The organism is Kitasatospora sp. NPDC056651 (assembly GCF_042792155.1).
GTDB lineage: Bacteria > Actinomycetota > Actinomycetes > Streptomycetales > Streptomycetaceae > Kitasatospora.
This window is the reverse complement of record NZ_JBHTWX010000054.1, coordinates 33,290-54,740: the sequence shown is the minus strand read 5'-3', so window position 1 is coordinate 54,740 and position 21,451 is coordinate 33,290. Positions and strand designations below refer to the sequence as shown.

Sequence of the window (21,451 nt, the reverse complement as noted above, 5' to 3'; positions counted from 1 at the left end):
CGGCGCCCCGCCTCCTTCGCCCGCTGCCGGCCGTCTCCGGCCCATGCGTCGCCTGGGACGTGCCGGGGTGGTGCTCCTGGGGCGCGTGGGGGCCCCCGGCCGCCCGCAGCGGAGTGCGGGCGGCCGGGGAGGTTCGGGGGTGTCAGACGGACAGGCCGAACCGCGCCGGGTCGATCCCGGCGCCGGCCAGCTCCTCGGCGGTGAACAGCAGGGGCGCGCGGTCCGGACGCTTGCTGTCGCCGAGGGCGAACACGCCGGGCGCCTGCGGCACGGCGCCGAGGGTCACGCACGACTCGCCGTCGTCGCCCCCGCCCTGGTTGCCGCCGCACGCGCGGGTGAACTCGACCTGGGAGAGGTCGAGTTCGTACAGGTTGTGATCGGTCATCGCTGCACCTTCCGGTGTCGCTTCGGGGCGGCGAGGAGCGGCCCCGCTCCGCCCAGGACTTGGGCGGAAGAATGAGGGGAGGGGGGAAGGTCAGCGCCACAGATCGATACGGGTGGTGAGCTGGTCGGCCGGTACCTGGCGCGGGGGAGTGTCGGGCTCGAACAGCGGCCGGACCAGGGCTCGGCCGTTCTGGGCGCCGACGATTTCGACCAGGCGCCCGGTCGTCAGGTCCTTGCGGACCGGATTGTTGTTCACCAGCTCCATGAGTTCCGCGTGCGTCCGGCGGCGGCGCGGGGTCCTGGTCGGTTGCGCGGACTTCGCGGTGGACATCAAGGGGCTCCCCGGGCTCGTGGATCGATTCGGTGAGCCACCAAATTACAAGCGAGCCGGGCCTGTTCCGGCACGATTTCCTGTTGCCGAAAGAACTTGCCTCCGTGCACAGGAAGTCGGGCCGGCCGACTTCCTGTGCACGGAGGTCCAGCCGATGCGGGTGGCTGTTGGCCGGAAGTCCATTCATGTCGGGGCGCTATGAGGCGCCTTCCTGTTCTTCGAGAAATCCGTCTCGAATTCCTTCGATCAACCTCCGCATCGCAGTTCCGGAGACGGCGATGTCGGAGAACCCGTTGAACTTGCGGACGTACATCTCGACGTCACGAGGGTCGGTGACGGCCAGTTCGGCATGAACGGTCTCGACCGTGACCGTGCGGTCGTCGCGAATCACAAAGGAGTGCGCCGAGGTCTGGGTCTGCGGCGCAGTCAGCGGAACGATCCGGATATCGACATGTTCGAGGCGGGAAGCGGAGATGATGTGGTCCAGTTGCTCGGCCATCATGGCCGCTGGGACGAGGCGCCAGCGTAGAACGGGCTCTGTGATGAGGAACTGCAGCGTCTTGCCGACATCGTAGAGGGCCCGCTGCCTCGCAAGCCGACCTGAAACCGCTCCGGAGAGCTGCTTCTCGCTGAGGTCCTTCCTCTCGAATACGGCTCGCATGTATTCGGGAGTCTGAAGCAGGCCGGGCACCAAGGAGGGCTGAAAAACGCGAATGATTTCGGCCGATTCGTCCAGCGCTTTGATCTGCTGTTGCTTGCGGTGATAGCCCAGGCGTCGGACCAGGCGCCAGGCCGTTGCCTCCGTGGCCTCGGCCCTTGCGGCGGCCATGTACTCGACCTTGATTTCGCCGGGCACTCCCATGGCCGTGAGAATTCGTTCCACGTCCATGACGGTGGGTGAGATTTTTCCCGTTTCAATCTTGCTCAGCTTGCTCTGGGACATGACGGCGCCGCGAGCCACAGCTTTGGCTTCCATTCCGGAGGTCTTTCGGAGCTCCCGTAGCGCTGGCCCGAGTTGGGCCTTGTTCACTCGCGGGGATACTGGATGAATTGTCATGGACAGCCTTTCGAGCATGGTCTCAGCCCCCATGTCCTTTCCTCGCCCGGTCTACCGAATATGCTCCCGAGGGGGCTGGGTGCGGGCAAGAGGTTTGCGTTTCCGGTACTGGGAATCGGCCCGACGCCGGACATGTGTGCGGAGTTCGGGTTCCCGTGCTCTCCCGGCGGGCCCTTGCGGTGGCAAGGGCCCGCCGGAATGAATCGCCGCGTCAGGTCAGGGCTGCCGGGTGGTGATGGTGATGGTGATCGGGTGGGCGGTCCAGCCGGTCATCTCGCCGACGTAGAGGGTGGTGCTCCAGATGCCGCTGCTGGTGAGGCGGTTCGCGATGCTGTCGCCGCTGCCGGGGCCGATGAGGAGCCGGATGAAGTCGCGGTGGGCCTCGCGGACGGGGAGGTCGCGTACCCGCTCCCAGAGGACGGGGAGGGCATGGTCGACGCTCGGGAAGTCGGTGGGGTTCATGAGGCCGGCGATCCCGGCACGGACGGTGCTCACGCGGCGGCCGCCTCGGGGGAGATGTGGCACCAGACGAACTTGCCGAGGCCGCCCTCGCGCGGGCAGCAGCCCCACTGGGTCGCCAACTTCTGGACGAGGAACAGGCCTCGGCCGGTCTCGGAGGTGGGGGAGGCGTGGCCGGGCATGGGCTTCTCGCTGTCGGCGTCGTGGACTTCGATGCGGAGGGTGTTGTCCGGGGAGAGGTTGAAGCGGACGAGGATCAGGTGGTTGAGCGGGGAGCGGCAGTGCTCGACGGCGTTGGTGACGAGCTCGCTGACCAGCAACTCGCTGGTGAAGACGAGGAGTTCGCCGCAGGGATGCGGGCGGAGGAAGTCGTGGAGCGCCCAGCGGGCGGCGCGGGGGGAGTCGCGGCGCCGGGGCAACCAGCAGCTCCGCTCGGCGGGGGCGGGGGAGGGCGGAAGGTCTTCAGGCATGGCAGGGCCACCTCCGATTGTGCGGGGTGAAGACGGCTGAAGAAGGCAAGGGGATGCCCGGTGACTAGCCCGCCATGATCACGGTTTGTAGATCGGCGATCTACGGTGAGTAGCATGCTCCTGGGAACTTCCAAAGTGCAAGTCCCCACTTTGGAAGTGATCAAGAATTGTTGTCGTGGGCTGGGGGCGGCAGACTGGCAGCGCATAGACGCGGGGAGGTCACGCATGCCGGTGAACAGGAATCCGACGGTCCGACAGCGGCGGCTCGCTCGAACTCTCAAGGAGATGCGGCTTGCTGTGGGGTTGACGATCGCTCAATCAGCGAGGCAGCTGGTCTGCGCTGAAAGCAAGATCAGCCGGATCGAGGCCGCGCAGTCCGGGATCAGACTCGTAGATCTCAGGCTGCTGCTCGACCTCTACGGAGTGGCGGACCAAGCGACACGCAGCCAGTTGGAGGACTTGGCTCGGGATGGGCGTCTGCGCGGCTGGTGGGACAGGTATTCGGATACCTTGTCGCCGCTGTATGCGGACTACATCTCGTTGGAAGCCGATGCCTCGGACGCCTACAGCGTGGAGACCTTCCTGATCCCGGGCCTGTTGCAGACGGAGGACTACACCCGGGCTGTCGTGCGGGCGCAGATAGAGGACGCCAGTGTCGAACAGGTGGAGCAGCTGACGAAGGTCCGGCTGGAGCGCCGGTCGGTGCTGACGCGGGAATCCCCGCTACGGCTGTGGGTTGTGTTGTCGGAGTCGGCCTTGAAGCACCAGGTTGGTGGGAGGGCTGTGATGCAGGAGCAACTCGACTATCTGGTCGCCATGGCGGATCAGCCGAACATCAACATCCAGGTCTTGCCGGAGGAATCGGATGTTCACGCAGCGCTGTTCGGGCCACTGGTGATCCTCAGCTTCCCTGAGAGTACCGAGACGGATGTCGTGTACGTGGACAGCCTCCTCAGCACGCTCTACATCGAGGAGCCTGGCGAGGTCTTCAAGTACTCCAACCTGTTCCGCCGGGCGTTGGCCGAGTCTCTGCCGCGCAAGGAGTCGATCGCGCTCGTCGAGCGCATTGCGAAAGGAAAGTACAGCGATGAGTAGCGTCCCGCAGGGTGCGGCCGCTGCCGACCTCATCTGGCGAAAGTCGTCGTTCTCAGGCGCGCAAAGCAACTGTGTGGAGATCGCGACTGGCGTCACCGATGTAGTGCCGGTGCGTGACTCGAAGGACCCGGGTGGGCCGGCGTTGCTCTTCGCGGCTGATGCCTGGGTCTCGTTCCTCGCCGGGGTCAAGTCCGGGGAGTTTTCGGCCGACTGATCAGACAGAGGTGCCCCGCACGGGCTGTGGCCGTGCGGGGCACCTCTCAGTCTGTCCGTACGTCTTAGCCTAGAAGTCGTCGTCGAAGGACACCGAGCCCTCGACGGCCACCTGGTACGCCGACACGCGGCGCTCGAAGAAGTTGGTCAGCTCCTGGACGTTCTGGAGCTCCATGAACCCGAACGGGTTGGTGGACCCGTACCGGATCGGCAGGCCGAGCCGCGCGAGGCGCTGGTCGGCGACGGCCTCCAGGTACTGGCGCATCGACTCGGTGTTCATGCCGGCGAGACCGTCACCGCAGAGGTCCTTGGCGAACTGGAGCTCGGCCTCGACGGCCTCCTCCAGCATCTCGGTGACCTGCTTGGCCATCTCGTCGTCGAAGAGGTCGGGCTCCTCCTCGCGGACCGTGTCCACGACCGACATCGCGAAGTCCATGTGCATGGACTCGTCGCGGAACACCCAGTTGGTGCCGGTCGCGAGACCGTGCAGCAGGCCCCGGCTCCGGAACCAGTACACGTAGGCGAACGCGCCGTAGAAGAACAGGCCCTCGACGCACGCCGCGAAGCAGATCAGGTTGAGCAGGAACGCCCGCCTGTCCTCCTTCGTCTGGAGCGAGTCGATGTGGTCGACCGCGTTCATGTACTTGAAGCAGAACTGGGCCTTCTGGCGGATGGAGGGGATGTTCTCCACCGCGGCGAAGGCCGCGTTGCGGTCCTCCGGGTCGGGCAGGTAGGTGTCCAGCAGCGTCAGGTAGAACTGGACGTGCACGGCCTCCTCGAACAGCTGACGCGACAGGTACAGCCGCGCCTCCGGGGAGTTGATGTGCTTGTAGAGGCTCAGCACCACGTTGTTGGAGACGATCGAGTCACCCGTCGCGAAGAACGCGACCAGTCGCCCGATGAGGTGGCGCTCGCCCTCGCTGAGCTTCGCCAGGTCGGCGACGTCGGAGTGCAGGTCCACCTCCTCGACGGTCCAGGTGTTCTTGATGGCGTCCCGGTACCGGTCGTAGAACGACGGGTAGCGCATCGGGCGCAGGGTCAGCTCGAAGCCGGGGTCGAGCAGCATCTTCTGGCGGTCGTCGGACATTACTGGCAGGCCTCGCAGGACTCGGGGTTCTCCAGGGAGCAGGCGATGGCGGCTTCCTGCTCCGGGGTGAGGGAGGGGGTGTTCACCGGCACCGGGGCGGCGGCGCGGGCGGTGCCGGACGCGGCCTGGGCGATGCGGGTCGCCGGGCGCGAACGCAGGTAGTAGGTGGTCTTCAGACCGACCTTCCACGCGTAGGCGTACATCGAGCTGAGCTTGCCGATGGTCGGCGCCGCCATGAACAGGTTCAGGGACTGGCTCTGGTCCAGGTACGGCATGCGCGCCGCGGCCAGGTCGATCAGCGCGCGCTGCGGCAGCTCCCAGGCGGTGCGGTACAGCGAACGCACCCCTTCCGGCAGCCAGTTCAGGTCCTGGACGGAGCCGTTGGCGTCGCGCAGCGCGTCGCGGGTCTGCTGGTCCCAGACGCCGAGCTCCTTGAGCTCGCGCACCAGGTACGGGTTGACCTGGAGGAACTCGCCGGACAGCGTCTCGCGCTTGAACAGGTTGGACACCTGCGGCTCGATGCACTCGTACACGCCGGCGATGGACGCGATGGTCGCGGTCGGCGCGATGGCCAGCAGCAGCGAGTTGCGCAGGCCGGTGACGGCGATGCGGGCGCGCAGCGCGTCCCACTTCTCGCCCCACTGCGGCGCGGCCGTCGGGAAGTGGTCGATGTGCAGCTCGCCGCGGGCGGCGCGGGTCTCGCCGTACGCCTCGTGGCGGCCGAGCTGCTCGGCCAGGTCGGCGGAGCGCTCGTACGCGGTGAGCATGACGCGCTCGGCGATGAGCGTGGACAGTCGCGCGGCTTCGGCCGAGTCGAAGTCGATCCGCAGCTTGAAGAAGACGTCCTGGAGGCCCATCACGCCGAGGCCGACCGGCCGCCAGCGGGAGTTGGAGGTGCCGGCCTCGGTGGTCGGGTAGAAGTTGATGTCCACCACGCGGTCGAGGAAGGTGACGGCGGTGCGCACGGTGGCGTCCAGCCGCTCCCAGTCCATGGCGTTGACCAGGTCGTCGGCGGTGGCACCCGGGGCCACGTGGGCGCCGAGGTTGACCGAGCCCAGGTTGCAGACGGCGGTCTCGGAGTCGTCCGTGACCTCCAGGATCTCCGTGCACAGGTTGGAGGAGTGCACGGTGCGGCCCGGCAGCGCGGTCTGGTTGGCGGCGCGGTTGGAGGCGTCCTTGAAGGTCATCCAGCCGTTGCCGGTCTGTGCCAGGGTGCGCATCATGCGGGCGTACAGGGTCTGCGCCGGGATGGTGCGGACGGCCTTGCCGGCCAGCTCGGCCTTGCGGTAGGCCTCGTCGAAGTCGGCGCCCCACAGGTCGACCAGCTCGGGCACGTCGGCCGGGGAGAACAGCGACCAGTCCTCGTTGGCGTTGACCCGGCGCATGAACTCGTCCGGGATCCAGTGCGCCAGGTTGAGGTTGTGGGTGCGGCGGGCCTCTTCGCCGGTGTTGTCGCGGAGCTCCAGGAACTCCTCGATGTCGGCGTGCCAGGTCTCCAGGTAGACGCAGGCCGCGCCCTTGCGCCGGCCGCCCTGGTTGACGGCGGCGACCGAGGAGTCGAGGGTGCGCAGGAACGGCACGATGCCGTTGGACTTGCCGTTGGTGCCGCGGATCAGGCTGCCGCGCGAGCGGATGCGCGAGTAGGACAGGCCGATGCCGCCGGCGTGCTTGGAGAGGCGGGCGATCTGCGCGTAGCGGTTGTAGATCGAGTCCAGGTTGTCCAGCGGCGAGTCCAGCAGGTAGCAGCTGGACATCTGCGGGTGCCGGGTGCCGGAGTTGAAGAGCGTCGGCGAGGAGGTCAGGTACTCCAGGCGGCTCATCAGGCCGTACAGCTCGGCGACCTCGCGCACGGACTGCTCGGTGTCGCCGACCGCCAGGCCACAGGCGACGCGGAGCAGGAAGTGCTGCGGGGTCTCGATCACCTTGCGGGTGATCGGGTGGCGCAGCAGGTAGCGGGACTGCACGGTGCGCAGGCCGAAGTACTCGAAGCGGTCGTCGCCCGCGGTGTCGATCAGCGCGTCCAGGGCGGCGGCGTGCTTGGCGACGAAGTCCGCGGTGGTGTCGCCGATCAGGCCCTCGGCGTGGCCGACGGCGATCGAGGCGGAGAAGGAGACCGAGCCCTGGCTGTTCGCCTCGTCGACGATCTCCAGCGCGAGCAGGCGGGCGGCCAGCTTCGAGTACTGCGGGTCCTCGGCGATCATCGACGCGGCGGCGTCCACGGCCAGCCCGCGCAGCTCGGCGAAGTCCGAGCCGGCGTGGCGGCCGCGCAGCGCGGCGGCGGCGACGTGGCCGGGGTCGACCTCGGTGAGGTCGGTGCTGCGGTCGGTGAGCAGCCGCAGCAGGGCGCCGCCGGGGTCGGAGACCGTCGGGTCGGTGAAGGCGGTACCGGTGCCCTGGGCGGGCAGGGTGACTGAGGCGGCGGTGGTCAAGGCGCTCTCTCCTGGCGGCGATCGGCGGCGGTGATCGGGGGCCGCCGGGCCGATCGGGGCAGGGGAGCACGGCACGAACGCAAACGGCGTCGCGCGACGGTGACTCCCCGGCCCGCCCGCGAGGCCCGGAGGTGTACTGCTCGTGCTGGCGCGCGGCCTCTGCGGGAGGGCCGTGGCGCAGGCCGTCGGCAGGTACTCGGACTCGCGGTACGGCTGCTGGAGCCGTCCGCACACCGCTGCGGGGCAGTCCCGGATTCGCACCGGGTTCCCCTGCATCGACAGCAGAAGCGAGCATACATGTAGTGCCGCCAGCTTGCGGCGGCACCATATGTTGTGCCTGTCGTGTCGCGGGTGCGGATGGACCGGGTGGCCCGTCAGTGCTTGAGATAGACCTTGTACGTGCTCGAATCGCCGGTCGGGGAGGTGAACTGGGCCACCAGCCGGTAGTTGCCGGAGGCCGTCACGGCGTCGCTCAGGGCCCGGTCGGTGGCCTTCGGCGCGGTGCTGTCGAGGACGACCACGGTGAACCAGCCGTCCCGGATCGCGGCCACGCTGCCGTCGTCTCCGTGGTGCTGCACCCCGGCGGCGTCGCGGTACTCCGTGCCGGTGCGCGAGGAGATCCACTGCTCGGGCTTGGAGACGCCGCCGAGGTAGTACTCGGCGAGTCCGTCGACCTCGGTGAGGTAGCGGCCCTCGGGCTCGGTGTGGACCCGCAGGACGGCCAGCAGACGGCCGGAGTCGGGGCCGTTCTGGTAGCGCAGGGCGGACTGCTCCAGGCCGAGGGCGAGCAGCGCGACCCAGACCAGGATGCCCAGCTGGGGGTGGCGGAAGTGGGCGCCGACCAGTCGGGTCAGGCCGACCCCGGCGAGCGGGGCGGCCAGCAGCATGCCGTAGGCGAGGTGGCGGAACAGCGCGCCGGAGGTGCCGGTCCACACGTGGGCGGCGGGGACCAGCAGGGCGGTGACGGTCAGGACGGTGCCGAGCAGGGCGCGCTGGCCCCGGGTCGTGGGAACGGGGTCCTTCTCGGGCGCGTCGTGCTCGTTCATCTGCTCGCGGCGCGCGTAGGCGATGGTGCCGGCCACCGCGAGGACGGTGAACAGGCCGGCCCACTGGAGCGTGGAGAGCAGGATCGAGCCGGCCGAGCCGGCGGTGTTGCCCTGGGAGGGCGACCACCCGGCGAGCTTGCCGAGCGTGCCGCCCGGGAGCAGCAGGACGAGGGTGCCGGCGCCCGCCAGCAGCGCGCGCAGGGCGGCCGGGCCGGCCCGGTGGTACGGCCGGGCGCAGGCGAAGGCGAGGGCGACCAGGGCCGGGAGGGCGAAGGCCGCGGAGTAGGCGACGGCGCAGGCCAGGGCCGCGGGTGGGGCGGCGAGCAGGGCCAGGGCCGGATGGCGGCGGGCGGTGAACACCGTGGCCCAGGCCGCGAGCGCGACCAGGAGCACGGCGAGGGACTCGGGCGCGGCGTAGAAGCCGGTCACGACGGTGGACTGGAGGACGGCGTAGACGGCGATGGCGCAGATGGCCACCCGCTCGTTGAACAGGCGCCGGGTCAGCGAGTACAGCAGCACCGTGGTGATCAGCGCGAAGCCGAGGCTGAGCAGCCGGGTGCCCCAGATGCCGTTGGCGTCGGCGGCGGCGCCGGCCAGCGGCGGGTAGAGCCAGGGCGAGCCCTGCACTCGTTCGACCAGGTCGGTGGTGACCGTGGTGCCGTGCAGCAGGTGGTCGAGCTGTTGGCGGCCGGCGACCATGGTGGCGGCCTCGTCGGGGTGGGCGGCGGCCAGCAGGCGCAGTGAGAGCGCGGCCTGGACGGTCAGCACGGCGCCCAGCAGGCCGCGGGCGATCCAGCGCCGACGCGGGCTGGTGCCCGGGTCCCAGCCGATCGCCGGGACCTCCGGGATGGTGTACGGGGCCAGCGGTATGCCGTCGGGGTTGTCGACGGCGCCGGTCGTGCGGCGGGGCCCGGCCTCGTCCACGGCCTCGTCCACGGCGACGGCCGTGCGGCCCTGTCCGGCGAAGTCCTGCTCGGGCTCGGCCGACTGGGCCTGGGCGGCGCGGCGCCGGGCGGCCCGGCCCTGGGCGACGGGGCTCGGGGCGACGGGGTCCTGGGCGACGGGGCTCGGGGCGACCGGCTCCGGCTGGGGCTCGACGGGCTCCGGCCGGGCTTCGGCCATCGCGGCCTGGGCGGCACGGCGGCGGGCGGCCCGGCCCTGTTCGACGAAGTCCGGCCGGGGTGCGGTCGGCGGGTCGTACGCGGCGTGGCCCTGCTCGGCGAAGTCCGGCCGGGTTCCGGCCGCCGGCACGTGGGCGGCGCGGTCCTGCTCGGCGCGGCCCTGCCCGGCGAAGCCTTGTCCGGCGAAGTTCTGTCCGGTGAAGGCCTGCTCGGGCTCGACCTGCTCGGGCTCGGCCTGCTGGGCTTGGGCGGCGCGGCGGCGGGCCCGGCCCTGGGCGATGAGGTCCGGCTGCGGCTCGGCCACCGCGCCGTGGTCGGCGCGGCCGGGCGGGACGGGGGAGCCGGGCGGGACGGGGGAGAAGTCGGACTCAGTGCTCATCGGGGATTCCGGATGTCGAAGCCGTAACGGGGGTCGGACACGCGCTGCTTGAACGCCGCGAGGGTGTCCGGGACGGCCTCGACCCGCCAGTCCGCCCGCTTGACGATGTTGAACCAGACGAAGCCGACGATGTCGTCGTGCGCCTCCAGTCCGGAGAACAGCTGGTCGATGTCGGCGCGTTGGCGCTTGCCCTGCTCGGAGGCGGTCTCGCTGATGAAGAAGGGCTTCTTGCAGAAGGCGCGGATCTCGGTCATGGTCGGCCCGTACAGGGCCTCGAAGGTCTTCGGCCCGCTCTTGGTGAAGTAGCCGGTCATGCCGGCCCAGTCGACGTAGGTGTCGCCGGGGTAGTACGGCGCCAGGCGGGTGTTGGGCGCGGGGTCGGTGATGTTGGGGCTCCAGACCCAGATCACGTTGGTGGCGCCGGCCTGGTCGAAGATGTCGTGGACGTGGCGCCAGGCGGCCACGAAGTCCTCGGGGGTGGCGGCCTGACGGCCCCACGGGTACCAGTCGCCGTTCATCTCGTGGGCGATGCTGATGGCGATCGGCAGGTTGAACTTGGCGACGGACTTGGCGACGCCGCGCACGTAGTCGTCGGTGTCGCCGGCCGCGATCGAGGCGAGCGAGCGGTCGTGCGGCTCCCAGGCCATGAAGGGCAGCGCCCCGGCGTCGTGGATCCGGCGCGCGCCGGCGGTGTCGAAGCCGCCCTTCCAGTGGGAGTAGAACTCCAGGACGTTGGGCTGCTTGCCGATCGCGGAGCTGTAGGCGGGCAGCGCGTCCATCGTGGCGGGCACGTTGGGCAGCGCGGCGCCGAGGTACTTCTGACCGGGCTTGAGCAGCGGGGTGACGTCGTACGGGACGCCCTCCGGCAGGGCCTTGGGCGCGGCCGGCGCGGCGGGCGCGCCCGGTGCGGCGCCGGTGCCGGGGGCCGCGGCGGTGGTGGCGCCGGGTGCGGTGGCGGCCGGGGCGGCGAGCTCGTTCTGCATCGCGAAGCCGGGGTCCTCGGGGCCGCAGCCGGTGGCGAGCAGCAGGCCGGCGGCGGTCAGCAGCGGGAGCGCCAGCCGGGGACGGAGCCGGCCGGCCCGTCTGAGGGGGGCGGTCATGGCGATCACACTGCTTCCGTGGGGCGGGGCTGGACGAGGACCCGGCCGACGACGGTGGCGTAGAAGAGGCCGGAGGCGAGGACGAGGGCGAAGTTCAGCGGGCCCATGGTGAGCATCCGCCAGATGCTCAGCAGCACCCAGAGCAGGGCCGTTCCGCCGCCCCAGGCGATGACGCCGATCCAGAACCGGCGGGTCTTGTTCTTCTTGGCGCCGCTGGAGCCGGTCGGCTGCCAGGCCATCCGGCTGCCGCGCACGATGTCCCAGATGGCGAAGACGTGCGCCCAGCCGTACATCATGCGGGCGGCCCAGGCCTCCAGCCGGTAGGGGTTGCGGTGCCAGAGCGGGAAGATGACCGTCGCGTAGATCAGGCCGGGCAGCACCAGCGCGGTGTTCTCCCAGCGGATCAGGTCGGGGCGGGTGAGCAGCAGGACGATCGGGATCAGCGGCGAGACGATGGTGAACAGCGCGGTGTGGATGTAGTAGAAGAAGCCGGACATGTAGCAGGCGCGGGTGGCCGGCCGCAGCTTGGTCTGCCAGAACTTCTTGCTGCCGAGCAGGCTCATCGAGCCGGTGCACCAGCGGTACTGCTGGTTGAAGAAGCCGCCGACGTTGTCCGGGCAGACGCCGGTGGCCAGTGCCACGGGTATGTACTGGAGGTCCCAGCCGAGGCGGCGCAGGTCGAAGCCGGTGTGCACGTCCTCGGAGTGGCCGATCAGCGTGGTGCCGCCGTTCTGCTCCAGCGCCGCGCGCCGGTAGACCGCGCAGCTGCCGACGCAGATGGCGCCGTCGTTCTTCTGCCGGGAGACCTGGACGGTCCGGTAGAACAGCTCCTGGACGGCGCCGGCGCCGCGCTCGATCCAGTTCTGCGAGTCCAGGATGCGGAAGAACTGGGGGGACTGGACGATGCCGATGCTCGGGTCGGTCTCCATGTAGGGGAGCATCTCGTTCAGCAGGTCCGGCCGGGGCGCGAAGTCGGCGTCCAGGATGAGGATGTAGTCGCCGTCGGAGTTGCGGAAGCCGAACTGGAGGTTGCCGGCCTTCTTGAACCAGCCGAGCTTGTCGCGGGTGCCGTACACGAACCCGAAGTCGACGGCCATCTGGGCGAGTTGCGGGCTGTTGCTGTCGTCGAGGACGTACGGGGTGACGTCGCCCGGGTACTGGTCGCGCAGCCGGGCGACATGGGTCCAGGTGTTGTGCAGGACCTCGATCGGTTCGCCGGCGACCGGCAGGAAGACGTCGACGGTCGGATAGTGCTCGGGCTGCCAGGACTTGACCAGTGCCCGGTGGGCGGAGAGGTCGAAGGTCTCGTTGAACCCGTGCACCCAGCGGGAGATCAGGTAGTAGACGACGGTGAAGGCGAGCGGGGGTATGAAGAACAGGAACCAGGGCGTCGACTTCAGCAGGCCGATCTCACTGGTCACCATGCAGACGAAGCTGATGAGGGAGAAGCAGGTCAGCACCCACAGGTTGGTGCGGGCGTAGAGGTACTTCTCGGAGTTGTCCGGCGGTTGGGGGAGCAGGCCCCAGCGGGTGCGGGCGCCCGGGTCGCGCCGGTTCCGGCGCCGTGAGGCGGGTGGCCGGCCGCTACCCGCGAGGCGCGGGCCCTCGGTGACAGTCACGTGCTCTACTCCCCCGGAACCGTGTCGATTCTGAACCGTCCCCGTGCGGCGGCCGTTGTCGGCCGGGCAGAGGGGGGACGGCAGGATCGTACGGGACCGATCCCTTTCCGTTCGCTTTCCTCACCTGCGGTTCGCCGTTCGGAACCGATATCGAGTTCTGATCGTGATGTGAACGAGGTGTGGCAGAAGCGCTTGTGTACGGTAGTCCGCTCCACGGTCGAGGACGGTGCGGGGAAGAGTGATGATCATCGAGGACGGCACGGCCGGGCGCTTGGCGCGGGGGCTGAGGGCGGTCGCCGCGTTCGGCGCGGGCGCCGTACTGCTGGCCGGTTGCAGCGGCGACGTCCGGGCGGCGGACGAGCCGCCGGCCGCCACGGCGACGGCGCCCGCGCAGAGCCTCTGCTCGACCGCGCAGGAACCGTTCCCCAAGCTGGTGATGGACGGCGGCAGCAAGATCCTCGAACCGAACCCGTGGAACACCGCGGGCACGGTCTGCGTGGAGCCGGTCGGGTCGAGCGGGTTCACGTTCTCCCGGGCGGAGGACTTCGTCCCCAGGAACCCGCTGGCCCCGGGCGCCTACCCCAACGTCTCCACCGCCCCGGGCGCGAACGGACTGCCGGTGCCGGTGAGCGCGCTCGGCGACGCCACCGTCGACTGGGACGCCAACGGCAAGGTGAGCGGCTCCTTCAACCTCTCCTTCGACCTCTGGTACGGCTCCAGCCCGGGCAACTGCCTGCCGGGCGAGAGCGCCGAACTGATGATCTGGCTGGACGCCACCGACAACGTGAAGCCCGCCGGTGACAAGGTGGCGGACTCCCAGCCGTTCGGGGACGCGGCCTACCACGTGTACCAGGCGCCGATCACCAGCCCGCACAGCGTCATCAGCTACGTGCGCACGGCACCGACCCACACCACCCGCGGCCTCGACCTGCGGCTGTTCACCGCCGACGCGATGGCGCGCGGGTACGTCCCCAAGGGCTCCTACCTGTGCCGGGTGCAGGCCGGCTTCGAGGTCTGGAGCGGCGGCACCGGTCTGCGCAGCGAGTCCTTCGCCTTCCACAACCGGGTCGGCCTGCCGGCCGGCGAGGTCCCGGCGGGCGCGCCCGGGATCTGCCTGCGGCACGGCGGCGGCGGGGTGGCCGGCACCCCGGTGACCGTCGGGTCCTGCGGCGACCAGGCCGTCTCGACCGGCTGGACGGTGGGCAACGACGGGTCGCTGCGCGGGGGAGCGGCCTGCCTGGCGCCGGCCGCCGACCGCACCTCGGTGACGCTCGCCGACTGCACCGGCGGCCCGGCGCAGCGCTGGGTCACCGCCCCGGGGCAGCGGCTGAGGCACCCGGACACCGGGCTGTGCCTGGGCACCGCGGGCGGCGCGCTCGCGGACGGGACGGCGGTGCAGCTGCGGCCGTGCGCGGACACCGTCTCGCAGCGCTGGAAGCTGCCCTACAACGGGGCCGCGTGACCGGGGCCGGGTGAGCCGGCGTCGCACCCGGCGAAGGGCCGTCGTACTGACGATTCGTCCACGCACCCCCCATGGGCGTGTCGGGGCCGATGCCCTAGCATTCGGCCCATGAGCGATCGACCGGTACCGAGTGGCGAGCCGGGCCAGCCCGCCACGCCACCGCAGCAGGCACCGGCCGGGGGGGCCGCTCCGGCCACCGGTGTGCCACCGCAGTCCCCGAGCGGAGCCTTCGGGCCCGCGTCCGGCTACGGGCCGCCGCCCGCCGCAACCACGCAGCCCCCGCAGATGACGCCGCATCCGGTCCCGCAGCCGGTGCCGCCGGTGCCGCAGCCGGGCGGTGGGCCCGCCCCGGTGGTGCCGGGGCCGGTGCAGCCCGGCCCGGTGGCGCCGCAGCCCGGCCCGGTGGCGCCGCAGCAGCCGCAGCCGCCCGTCCAGCAGCCGCCCGGCCAACCGCTGCCGGGACAGCCGATGTCCGGTCAACCGCTGCCGGGACAGCCGTTGCCCGGCCGGCCGTTGATGCCGCATCCGGGACCGGCCGCCGGCCAGCAGCCGTTCCCGCCGGCCGGGCAGCAGCCCGTGGCGCACTGGCAGCAGCAGGGCGGCTTCCAGCCGCCGGCGCCCTCCGCCGGCCTGCCGGCGCCGACCTCCGCCACGCCCGACTGGGAGGCGCTGGCCGACCGGAACGAGCAGACCGCCAAGCGCGGCCGCCGGCGCAAGCTGATCGGCGGGGTGACCGCGGTCGTGGTGGTGGCCGCGGCCGGTGGCGGCGGGTTCTGGTACTACCAGCACTCCAAGAAGAAGGACGACGGCCCGACGACGCACGGCCCCGTCACGCCCGGGCCGCAGACCCCGGGCCCGACCAGCCCCGGTCCGTCCGGCCCGACGAGCCCGTCGGGCCAGGGGAGCACGCCGCCCGGCAAGGGCATCGACAGCCCGCCGACCGTCGGCTCGCTGCCCGCGAAGAAGGGCACGGCCGCGCTCAACCTGGGGGCCGACGCCAAGCAGGGGACGATGACCGGCTTCTCCGGGCAGGTCCTCAAACTGCCCAGCGGCCCCGACTCGTTCGCCTCGACGTCCGCCGCGGTCGTCGACGTCGGCAAGAGCTTCACCGTCTCCGCGCGGGTGCTGGTCGACGTGCCCAACGGCAACCGGAGCGCGATCAGCCAGGGCGACGGACAGTACTACTCGTACTCGATGGGCCGGGCGAGCAACAACGGGCACGACCAGTGGTACTTCAAGGTCCAGGTGCCGGGCGGCGGTTCGGCCATCGCCTGGTCCAAGGGCGACGCGACGGTCAACCAGTGGGTGCTGCTGACCGGGGTGTACGACGACCCGTCGGGCCAGCTCACCCTGTACGTCAACGGCGCCCCGCAGTCCTCGGCCAAGTCGGCCGGGGTGCAGCCGAGCGGCACCAACTCCCTCCAGGTGGGGCGGCTGAGCTCCAACTCGCAGTGGGCCGACCCCTGGCACGGCGCGGTCGCCGACATCCAGGTGTGGAGCCAGGTGCTGCCCGAGGCCGACATCGTCAAGATCGTGGCCGGCCCGAGCTCGCCGCCGTCCGTCGCCCCGACCGGAGCCTGGCTCGGCGGCTGACCCCCGCCGGGGCGGATCCCGCGGTCCGGTGCACACCGTCCGCGGGACCCGCCGCAGGGCCGACCGGCCCTGTCGAACGTCCGGCCGCCGCCCCCGGCAGTGTGGGGCGGCGGCCGTGGTGCACCCGGGACACACCCCCGCCAGGGGCGTGTCCGGGTGCGAAGTCCCCAGATGAGGAGCAGTACTGATGAGCGCGGACGGCCGCTGGATCCGGCCCGACTCCACCCGAAAGCCGGTCCTCGGCGGCGCCAGGCCGGGCGGGGTGGCCCTCGGCGAGCGTGACCGGACGGCCACCGGGCCGGGGCCGGGCCACACGGCCGCCGACCGGCGCCGCCGCAAGTCCGGCCCGCCCCCGGTGGAGCACCCGGCGCGGCCGGCGCTGCGGGCGGACTGGCTGCCGCTGCTGGCCGTCCTGCTGATCCAGGCGGCGCTGTCGTACCACCTGATCCTCAGCAACACCGCCTTCATCGACGAGGGCACCTACATCTACGCCGGGTACCAGGAGATCGCCCACCTGCGGCACGGCAACCCGGTGTCGGACTACGAGTCCTTCTTCTCCGGATCGCCGCTGATCTACCCGGTGGTGGTGGCCGTCGCGGACTTCCTCGGCGGGCTGAACGGCGCCCGGCTGCTGAGCCTGGCGTTCATGCTCTCCGCCACCGTGGCCGTGCACCTGGCCACCCGGCGGCTGCACGGCTCGCTCGCGGCGTTCTGCGCGGCGGCGGCCTTCGCCGCGCTCGGCCCCACCCAGTTCCTCGGCGGCCTGGCCACCTACGACGCGATGGCGCTGGCGATCCTCGCCTGGGCCGGGTACTGCGCGGTGCGGCTGACCACCGGCGGCGGGTACCCGAGCCTGGTCGCCTCCGGAATGCTGCTGGCCCTGGCCGGCGCCACCAAGTACGCCGCGCTGCTCTGGGTGCCGGTGGTGGCGGGCATCGCGGTGCTGGCCGGGCCGCGCGGGTCGCTGCGCACCTGGGAGGCCTGGCGGCGCGGGCTGCTGGTGCTGCTCGCCTTCGTGGTGACGATCGGCGCGGCGGCGCTGGCGGCCGGACAGAAGAGCATCGACGGCTTCAACCACACCACCCTGAAGCGCAACCCGGGCCACGACTCGTACTCCTACGTGGCCTCGGAGGCCGCCCGCTGGGTCGGCCCGTTGCTGCTGGTCGCGCTGGCCGGGGTGCTGGTGCAGCTGGTGCGGGCGCGGCGGCGCGGCGGCGCGGCCTGGCCCGAGTTCTGGCTGGCGCTGCTCCTGCTGCTCGCCGGGCTGATGGCGCCGGTGAACCAGATCCGCATCCACACCTGGCTGTCGCTGCAGAAGCACGTCGACTTCGGTGCCTGGTTCTCCTGCGTCGTGGTGGGCCTGGTGCTGGCCCGCGCGGTGCTGTGGCTGAGGGAGCGGCTGCACCTGGTGGCCGGCGTGGTGGCCGCGGCCCTGGTGGTCGGCCCGCTGGCCTGGGCGGGCACCGCCCAGGGCCGGGAGATGTACGGGGAGTGGTCGAACTCCAAGGAGTTCGTCGCCGCGCTGGAGCCGTACGTCGTCAAGGGCGAGGACCGCTACCTGGTCGAGAACTACAACGTCCCGGCGTACTACCTGCGCGAGCAGAGCAACTGGCAGCAGTGGCACGACCTGGTGGCCGTCTTCCGGCGCGATCCGGACACCGGCCAGATGCAGAGCGGGGTGCCCGCGATCCAGGCCGGCATCCAGGCCCACGAGTGGAAGGTCGTGGTCCTGGACTTCACCCAGACCGGGGCCATCGACAAGGAGATCCAGCCGACGCTGAAGGCCGCCGGGTACCGGGTGGTCACCGTCGTGACGAGCGGCAAGCACGGCCGGTACACCGTCTACGTGGCGCCGGGGTACGACAAGAAGCCCCGCTAGAACGCCATGGTGTAGACCATCAGGCGCATCCCCGGTATCGGCTCCCAGTCGCGCTCGGGGGTGCGCCGGAAACCCGTCCGCTCGTAGACGCGGTGGGCGGTGGTCATCGTCGGCTGGGTGGAGAACGCCATGCCGGCCAGTCCGAGTTCGCGGCTGCGGGCGACGGAGGCGCGCACCAGCGCCTCGCCGACGCCGCGGCCGCGGGAGGCGGCGGCGGTGGCGAGCATCCGGATCTCGCCCTCCCGGGGGTCGGCGATGTCGGCCCACTCGGTGCCGCCGACCGCGAAGGTCACGCAGCCGAGGACCCCGGCTCCGGCCGCGTCGACGGCGACCAGCAGTTCGGCCTCCCGGGCCCGTCGTTCGGCGTCGCGCAGCAGCTCGACGTAGCCGCTGTCGGGGGAGGTGAAGCCGTCGCCGACGAAGGCGTCGACGGTGATCCGGCCGGCGTCGGCGAGGTCCTCGGGGAGGGCCTTGCGGATGAGGAAGTCCATCGGGCCAGTGTGCCGGACCGGCCGGCGGGGCGGTCCTCCGGGGTCGAACGGACCGGCGGTCAGTCCGCCGCGGCCGTCAGGTGTCCGACGCCGTTCCAGCCGTCCGGCCGCAGCCGCCCGTCCTGGGCCCGCCAGAGGCTGGTGGAGCAGTTGTGCACCGGCCCGAGCGCGGTGAGCTGCTCCTCGCTGAGGCGGTCCAGCGCGTAGCGGAGCATCAGCACCGTGCAGTCGTGGGCGACCAGCAGGACGGGCCGGCCGGACTCCTCCTCGCACAGGTCCCGCAGCAGGCTGCGCACCCGCAGCGCGACGTCGGCCCAGGACTCGCCGCCGGGCGGGCGGTAGTACAGCTCGCCCATCTTGCGCCGCCGGGCCGCCTCCTCCGGGTGCTTGGCCTCGATCGCGGCCTTGGGCAGCATCTCCAGGACGCCGAGTTCGCGGTCGCGCAGCCGCTCGTCGTAGCGGACGGCCAGGGTGACCGGGACGGCGCCGAGCCCGGCGGCCTGGGCGAGCGCGATCCGGGCGGTCTCGACGGTGCGGACGTACGGCGAGCACCAGACGCTGCGCGGGCGGTCGGCGCTGGGCAGCGCGGCCCACCAGTGGCCGAGCGCCTGGGCCTGCCGCCGGCCCTGCAGCGACAGCGGGATGTCGGCGTCGCGGCAGCTGATCGGGACGCTCAGCGCGCCGGCGGCCTCGGCGAGCTGGAACTCGACGTTGGCGGTGGACTCGCCGTGCCGGGTGGCGATCAGCACCGACGGCAGCCGGCCGGACACCGCCTGGCGGTGTCCGCTGACGTGGTGCACGTGCGGGTTCTGGGCGGTGACGTGCTGCTGGTGCGGGCCCTGGGCGGGCTGGTGCTGGTGCTGGGTGGACTGGTGCTGGGTGGACTGGTGCTGGCCGTTGAGGGTGGTGCCGAGTTCTGCCATGGCCGCGAGCTCCCCGTGGTCGATCAGGTTCCGGCCGGATGCCGGTCCGGTCTGGTGGTGCCCGGCGTGCACGCCTGTTCATACATATGATCGCGCCGCCTTCTCCAGTGTTCACGGAGAAGGCGGCGCGATCACAGGGCGCGTACCGCGTGAATCAGTGCGCCGCTACAGGCTCCGGCGCGTTCTCCAGCTCTTCGTCGCCGGTCTCGGCGCTGTAGTCGGACGGCTTGGTCTCGTCCGGGCCGACCGGCGCCTTGACCGCCCGCAGCACCAGGGTGAGCGCCACCGCGACGACCAGGTTGAGCGCGAAGGCGGTCAGGCCGATGTAGCCGATCTCGCCGATGCCGGGGATCTCGGCCGCGTTGCCGCCGAAGTGCTTGGTGGCCGGGCTGGCGATCCCGTACGCCTTCCAGGTGCCGTAGGCCATGCCGGCCGCCCACCCGGCGAACAGCGCCCAGTGGTGGAACCAGCGGGTGAACAGGCCGCCGACGATCGCCACGAAGGTCTGCAGGATCCACAGGCCGCCCAGCAGCTGGAGGTTGATCGCGGCCTGCTTGTCCATGCCGAGAACGAAGACCAGCGCGCCGACCTTCACCAGCAGCGAGACCAGCTTGGCGATCCGGGTCTCGTCGGCGGGGGTGGCGGCGGGCCTGAGCCAGTCCTTGTAGACGTTGCGGGTGAACAGGTTGGCCGCCGCGATGGACATGATGGCGGCCGGCACCAGGGCGCCGATGCCGATCGCGGCGAAGGCCACGCCGGTGAACCAGTCCGGGAACATGTCCGCGAACAGCTGGGGCACCGACAGCTGGGCGTTGAAGCCCTTGACGCCCTTGCCGACGCCCGCCGCGATCGCCATGAAGCCGAGCAGCGCCAGCAGGCCCAGCATCAGCGAGTAGGCGGGCATGATCGCCATGTTGCGGCGCACGGTGTTGCGGGACTTGGAGGCCAGCACACCGGTCACCGAGTGCGGGTACATGAACAGCGCCATCGCCGAGCCGAGGCCGAGCGTGGCGTACGTCCACTGCTTGTTCTCCGGGAGGGTCAGCGAGCCGGCCTTGGCCTCCTTGAAGTGCTGCGCGGCCGAGTCGAAGATGTGCCCGTAGCCGCCCAGCCGGATCGGGATGTAGATCACCGCGACGATGATCACGATGTAGACCAGGGCGTCCTTGACGAAGGCGATCAGCGCCGGGGCGCGCAGGCCCGAGGAGTAGGTGTAGGCGGCCAGCACGCCGAAGGCGATGAACAGCGGCAGGTCCTTGACGAACCAGTTGGCGTTCTCCCCGCCGCCGACGCCCAGCACGTCCAGCACGGCCTGGATGCCGACCAGCTGCAGGGCGATGTACGGCATGGTGGCCAGGATGCCGGTGAGCGCGACCACCAGCGACAGCGGCCGCGAGCCGTACCGGCCGCGCACGAAGTCGGCCGGGGTCACGTAGCCGTGCACCCGGGAGACCGACCAGAGCCGGGGCAGGAAGAGGAAGACCAGCGGGTAGGCGATGATCGTGTACGGCACCGCGAAGAAGCCCGCCGCGCCGGTCGCGTACACGGCCGCGGGGACGGCGACGAAGGTGTACGCGGTGTAGAGGTCGCCGCCGAGCAGGAACCAGGTCACCCAGGTCCCGAAGCTGCGGCCGCCCAGGCCCCACTCGTCCAGGTGCGCGGCGTCGCCCGCGCGGCGCCAGCGCGAGGCGAGGAAGCCCATCACGGTGACCAGGCCGAAGAACAGCACGAAGACCACGAGGGCCGGCACGTTGACGTCCTTCATCGCGCACCGCCCTTCCGGGCCGCCTTGCGGGCCTTCTCGTCCCGGTTGATCAGCAGGTAGGCGGCGACCGTGAAGACGGCCGACACCGGCACCCAGAGCAGCTGGTACCAGTAGAAGAAGGGCGTCCCGGCCGCTTCGGGTTCGGTCTTGTCGTACGAGGACACCCAGAGCATCGCGACGATCGGCACGAGCAGGGCGAGGCCGGCCAGCACCCGCTCGGGCGTGACGGCCGGGACGGCGGCGCCGGCCGGTTCGGGCCCGGCGGCGTCGACGGTGGGGGGATCAGAGGGCATCTTCGGCTCCGCTCCGGAGGGGTTCCCCGTCGGCGCCGCAGCCCGTCCGGCGCCGGGGCGCCGGACGGACCCGCCGAGCAGCACCATCGGTGATCGGCAGTCAGGTCATTACGGCTGCGCAATCTAGGGCATGGGGTGATCCATGTCACCGGAATTGACGGAACTTCCCATCACTCGGACGCAACCGGCCGATGTCCGCCGTCGCGGGGCGGAAATGCGGTGCCGCGACGGCCGGAATGGACGCCGTCGTCGCAG

General features: G+C 71.2%; 19 protein-coding genes and 1 riboswitch. Of the genes, 5 read left to right on the top strand and 14 right to left on the bottom strand.

The genetic code is table 11. The annotated features are described in order from the left end of the window. Positions 1-142: 142 nt before the first annotated feature. From ACFRAR_RS21580 to ACFRAR_RS21560, 5 genes are all read right to left on the bottom strand, one after another. Positions 143-385 carry a DUF397 domain-containing protein gene (locus tag ACFRAR_RS21580; protein WP_380699736.1) on the bottom strand — a complete coding sequence of 81 codons (243 nt, stop codon included), beginning with the start codon at positions 383-385 and terminating at the stop codon, positions 143-145. Between the two features lie 90 nt (positions 386-475). After that, complete coding sequence (locus ACFRAR_RS21575) at positions 476-715, bottom strand: hypothetical protein (protein WP_380699735.1); 240 nt, start codon at positions 713-715, stop codon at positions 476-478. 196 nt (positions 716-911) lie between these two features. Further along, a complete protein-coding gene (locus ACFRAR_RS21570) occupies positions 912-1,745 on the bottom strand; it encodes a helix-turn-helix domain-containing protein (protein ID WP_380699740.1) in 834 nt (277 codons plus the stop codon). 243 nt (positions 1,746-1,988) lie between these two features. Further along, the gene (locus ACFRAR_RS21565; RefSeq protein WP_380699734.1) at positions 1,989-2,267 is read right to left on the bottom strand and encodes a hypothetical protein; all 279 of its coding nucleotides are present in this window, start codon (positions 2,265-2,267) and stop codon (positions 1,989-1,991) included. Beyond that, positions 2,264-2,701, bottom strand: coding sequence for an ATP-binding protein (locus tag ACFRAR_RS21560; RefSeq protein ID WP_380699733.1), 438 nt, complete (start codon positions 2,699-2,701; stop codon positions 2,264-2,266). Before ACFRAR_RS21560 ends, ACFRAR_RS21565 begins: the two co-directional genes overlap by 4 nt. A 225-nt stretch (positions 2,702-2,926) precedes the next feature. Here ACFRAR_RS21560 and ACFRAR_RS21555 point away from each other — a divergent pair, with 225 nt between their 5' ends. Together ACFRAR_RS21555 and ACFRAR_RS21550 are read left to right on the top strand one after the other, a co-directional pair. Next, complete coding sequence (locus ACFRAR_RS21555) at positions 2,927-3,796, top strand: helix-turn-helix domain-containing protein (RefSeq protein WP_380699732.1); 870 nt, start codon at positions 2,927-2,929, stop codon at positions 3,794-3,796. After that, the gene (locus tag ACFRAR_RS21550) at positions 3,789-4,010 is read left to right on the top strand and encodes a DUF397 domain-containing protein (RefSeq protein ID WP_380699731.1); all 222 of its coding nucleotides are present in this window, start codon (positions 3,789-3,791) and stop codon (positions 4,008-4,010) included. Before ACFRAR_RS21555 ends, ACFRAR_RS21550 begins: the two co-directional genes overlap by 8 nt. A gap of 69 nt (positions 4,011-4,079) precedes the next feature. Here the strand turns inward: ACFRAR_RS21550 and ACFRAR_RS21545 are convergent, their stop codons facing one another. From ACFRAR_RS21545 to ACFRAR_RS21525, 5 genes are all read right to left on the bottom strand, one after another. Beyond that, on the bottom strand, positions 4,080-5,096 hold the full coding sequence (locus ACFRAR_RS21545; RefSeq protein WP_380699730.1) for a ribonucleotide-diphosphate reductase subunit beta: 1,017 nt from the start codon (positions 5,094-5,096) through the stop codon (positions 4,080-4,082). Further along, a complete protein-coding gene (locus ACFRAR_RS21540; RefSeq protein WP_380699739.1) occupies positions 5,096-7,501 on the bottom strand; it encodes a ribonucleoside-diphosphate reductase subunit alpha in 2,406 nt (801 codons plus the stop codon). Before ACFRAR_RS21540 ends, ACFRAR_RS21545 begins: the two co-directional genes overlap by 1 nt. Positions 7,502-7,694: 193 nt before the next feature. Further along, positions 7,695-7,837, bottom strand: a riboswitch (cobalamin riboswitch). A gap of 62 nt (positions 7,838-7,899) precedes the next feature. After that, on the bottom strand, positions 7,900-10,071 hold the full coding sequence (locus ACFRAR_RS21535; RefSeq protein WP_380699729.1) for a glycosyltransferase family 39 protein: 2,172 nt from the start codon (positions 10,069-10,071) through the stop codon (positions 7,900-7,902). Continuing rightward, positions 10,068-11,171: a glycoside hydrolase family 26 protein gene (locus ACFRAR_RS21530; protein ID WP_380699728.1), complete on the bottom strand. Its 1,104-nt coding sequence runs from the start codon at positions 11,169-11,171 to the stop codon at positions 10,068-10,070. Before ACFRAR_RS21530 ends, ACFRAR_RS21535 begins: the two co-directional genes overlap by 4 nt. 5 nt (positions 11,172-11,176) lie before the next feature. Next, positions 11,177-12,595 carry a glycosyltransferase family 2 protein gene (locus ACFRAR_RS21525; RefSeq protein WP_380699738.1) on the bottom strand — a complete coding sequence of 473 codons (1,419 nt, stop codon included), beginning with the start codon at positions 12,593-12,595 and terminating at the stop codon, positions 11,177-11,179. 436 nt (positions 12,596-13,031) lie between these two features. Here ACFRAR_RS21525 and ACFRAR_RS21520 point away from each other — a divergent pair, with 436 nt between their 5' ends. The 3 genes from ACFRAR_RS21520 (at position 13,032) to ACFRAR_RS21510 (ending at position 17,724) form a co-directional block, all read left to right on the top strand. Continuing rightward, the gene (locus ACFRAR_RS21520) at positions 13,032-14,252 is read left to right on the top strand and encodes a ricin-type beta-trefoil lectin domain protein (protein ID WP_380699727.1); all 1,221 of its coding nucleotides are present in this window, start codon (positions 13,032-13,034) and stop codon (positions 14,250-14,252) included. Positions 14,253-14,360: 108 nt separating this feature from the next. After that, complete coding sequence (locus tag ACFRAR_RS21515; protein ID WP_380699725.1) at positions 14,361-15,845, top strand: LamG-like jellyroll fold domain-containing protein; 1,485 nt, start codon at positions 14,361-14,363, stop codon at positions 15,843-15,845. A 187-nt stretch (positions 15,846-16,032) separates the two neighbouring features. Then, positions 16,033-17,724, top strand: coding sequence for an ArnT family glycosyltransferase (locus ACFRAR_RS21510; protein WP_380699724.1), 1,692 nt, complete (start codon positions 16,033-16,035; stop codon positions 17,722-17,724). On the opposite strand, the gene ACFRAR_RS21505 is transcribed toward ACFRAR_RS21510, so the two are convergent. The 4 genes from ACFRAR_RS21505 to ACFRAR_RS21490 all read right to left on the bottom strand — a co-directional run bounded on the left by ACFRAR_RS21505 (position 17,721) and on the right by ACFRAR_RS21490 (position 21,196). Continuing rightward, positions 17,721-18,215 (bottom strand): GNAT family N-acetyltransferase, encoded by a 495-nt coding sequence (locus ACFRAR_RS21505; RefSeq protein WP_380699723.1) that lies wholly within the window; start codon positions 18,213-18,215, stop codon positions 17,721-17,723. The genes ACFRAR_RS21510 and ACFRAR_RS21505 overlap by 4 nt on opposite strands. Positions 18,216-18,274: 59 nt before the next feature. Then, entirely contained in the window at positions 18,275-19,138 is an 864-nt protein-coding gene (locus ACFRAR_RS21500) for a histidine phosphatase family protein (protein ID WP_380699722.1), read from the bottom strand. Between the two features lie 154 nt (positions 19,139-19,292). Beyond that, positions 19,293-20,903, bottom strand: coding sequence for a monocarboxylate uptake permease MctP (gene mctP / locus ACFRAR_RS21495; protein ID WP_380699721.1), 1,611 nt, complete (start codon positions 20,901-20,903; stop codon positions 19,293-19,295). Next, positions 20,900-21,196 carry a DUF3311 domain-containing protein gene (locus ACFRAR_RS21490; RefSeq protein WP_380699720.1) on the bottom strand — a complete coding sequence of 99 codons (297 nt, stop codon included), beginning with the start codon at positions 21,194-21,196 and terminating at the stop codon, positions 20,900-20,902. Before ACFRAR_RS21490 ends, mctP begins: the two co-directional genes overlap by 4 nt. Positions 21,197-21,451: the final 255 nt, after the last annotated feature.

Coding starts and splice junctions, on each gene's coding strand:
- ACFRAR_RS21490 (WP_380699720.1), bottom strand. CDS start 21,196: ATGCCCTCTGATCCCCCCACCGTCGACGCCGCCGGGCCCGAACCGGCC.
- ACFRAR_RS21515 (WP_380699725.1), top strand. CDS start 14,361: ATGAGCGATCGACCGGTACCGAGTGGCGAGCCGGGCCAGCCCGCCACG.
- ACFRAR_RS21520 (WP_380699727.1), top strand. CDS start 13,032: ATGATCATCGAGGACGGCACGGCCGGGCGCTTGGCGCGGGGGCTGAGG.
- ACFRAR_RS21560 (WP_380699733.1), bottom strand. CDS start 2,701: ATGCCTGAAGACCTTCCGCCCTCCCCCGCCCCCGCCGAGCGGAGCTGC.
- ACFRAR_RS21530 (WP_380699728.1), bottom strand. CDS start 11,171: ATGACCGCCCCCCTCAGACGGGCCGGCCGGCTCCGTCCCCGGCTGGCG.
- ACFRAR_RS21535 (WP_380699729.1), bottom strand. CDS start 10,071: ATGAGCACTGAGTCCGACTTCTCCCCCGTCCCGCCCGGCTCCCCCGTC.
- ACFRAR_RS21545 (WP_380699730.1), bottom strand. CDS start 5,096: ATGTCCGACGACCGCCAGAAGATGCTGCTCGACCCCGGCTTCGAGCTG.
- ACFRAR_RS21510 (WP_380699724.1), top strand. CDS start 16,033: ATGAGCGCGGACGGCCGCTGGATCCGGCCCGACTCCACCCGAAAGCCG.
- mctP (WP_380699721.1), bottom strand. CDS start 20,903: ATGAAGGACGTCAACGTGCCGGCCCTCGTGGTCTTCGTGCTGTTCTTC.
- ACFRAR_RS21525 (WP_380699738.1), bottom strand. CDS start 12,595: ATGGTGACCAGTGAGATCGGCCTGCTGAAGTCGACGCCCTGGTTCCTG.
- ACFRAR_RS21555 (WP_380699732.1), top strand. CDS start 2,927: ATGCCGGTGAACAGGAATCCGACGGTCCGACAGCGGCGGCTCGCTCGA.
- ACFRAR_RS21550 (WP_380699731.1), top strand. CDS start 3,789: ATGAGTAGCGTCCCGCAGGGTGCGGCCGCTGCCGACCTCATCTGGCGA.
- ACFRAR_RS21580 (WP_380699736.1), bottom strand. CDS start 385: ATGACCGATCACAACCTGTACGAACTCGACCTCTCCCAGGTCGAGTTC.
- ACFRAR_RS21505 (WP_380699723.1), bottom strand. CDS start 18,215: ATGGACTTCCTCATCCGCAAGGCCCTCCCCGAGGACCTCGCCGACGCC.
- ACFRAR_RS21575 (WP_380699735.1), bottom strand. CDS start 715: ATGTCCACCGCGAAGTCCGCGCAACCGACCAGGACCCCGCGCCGCCGC.
- ACFRAR_RS21500 (WP_380699722.1), bottom strand. CDS start 19,138: ATGGCAGAACTCGGCACCACCCTCAACGGCCAGCACCAGTCCACCCAG.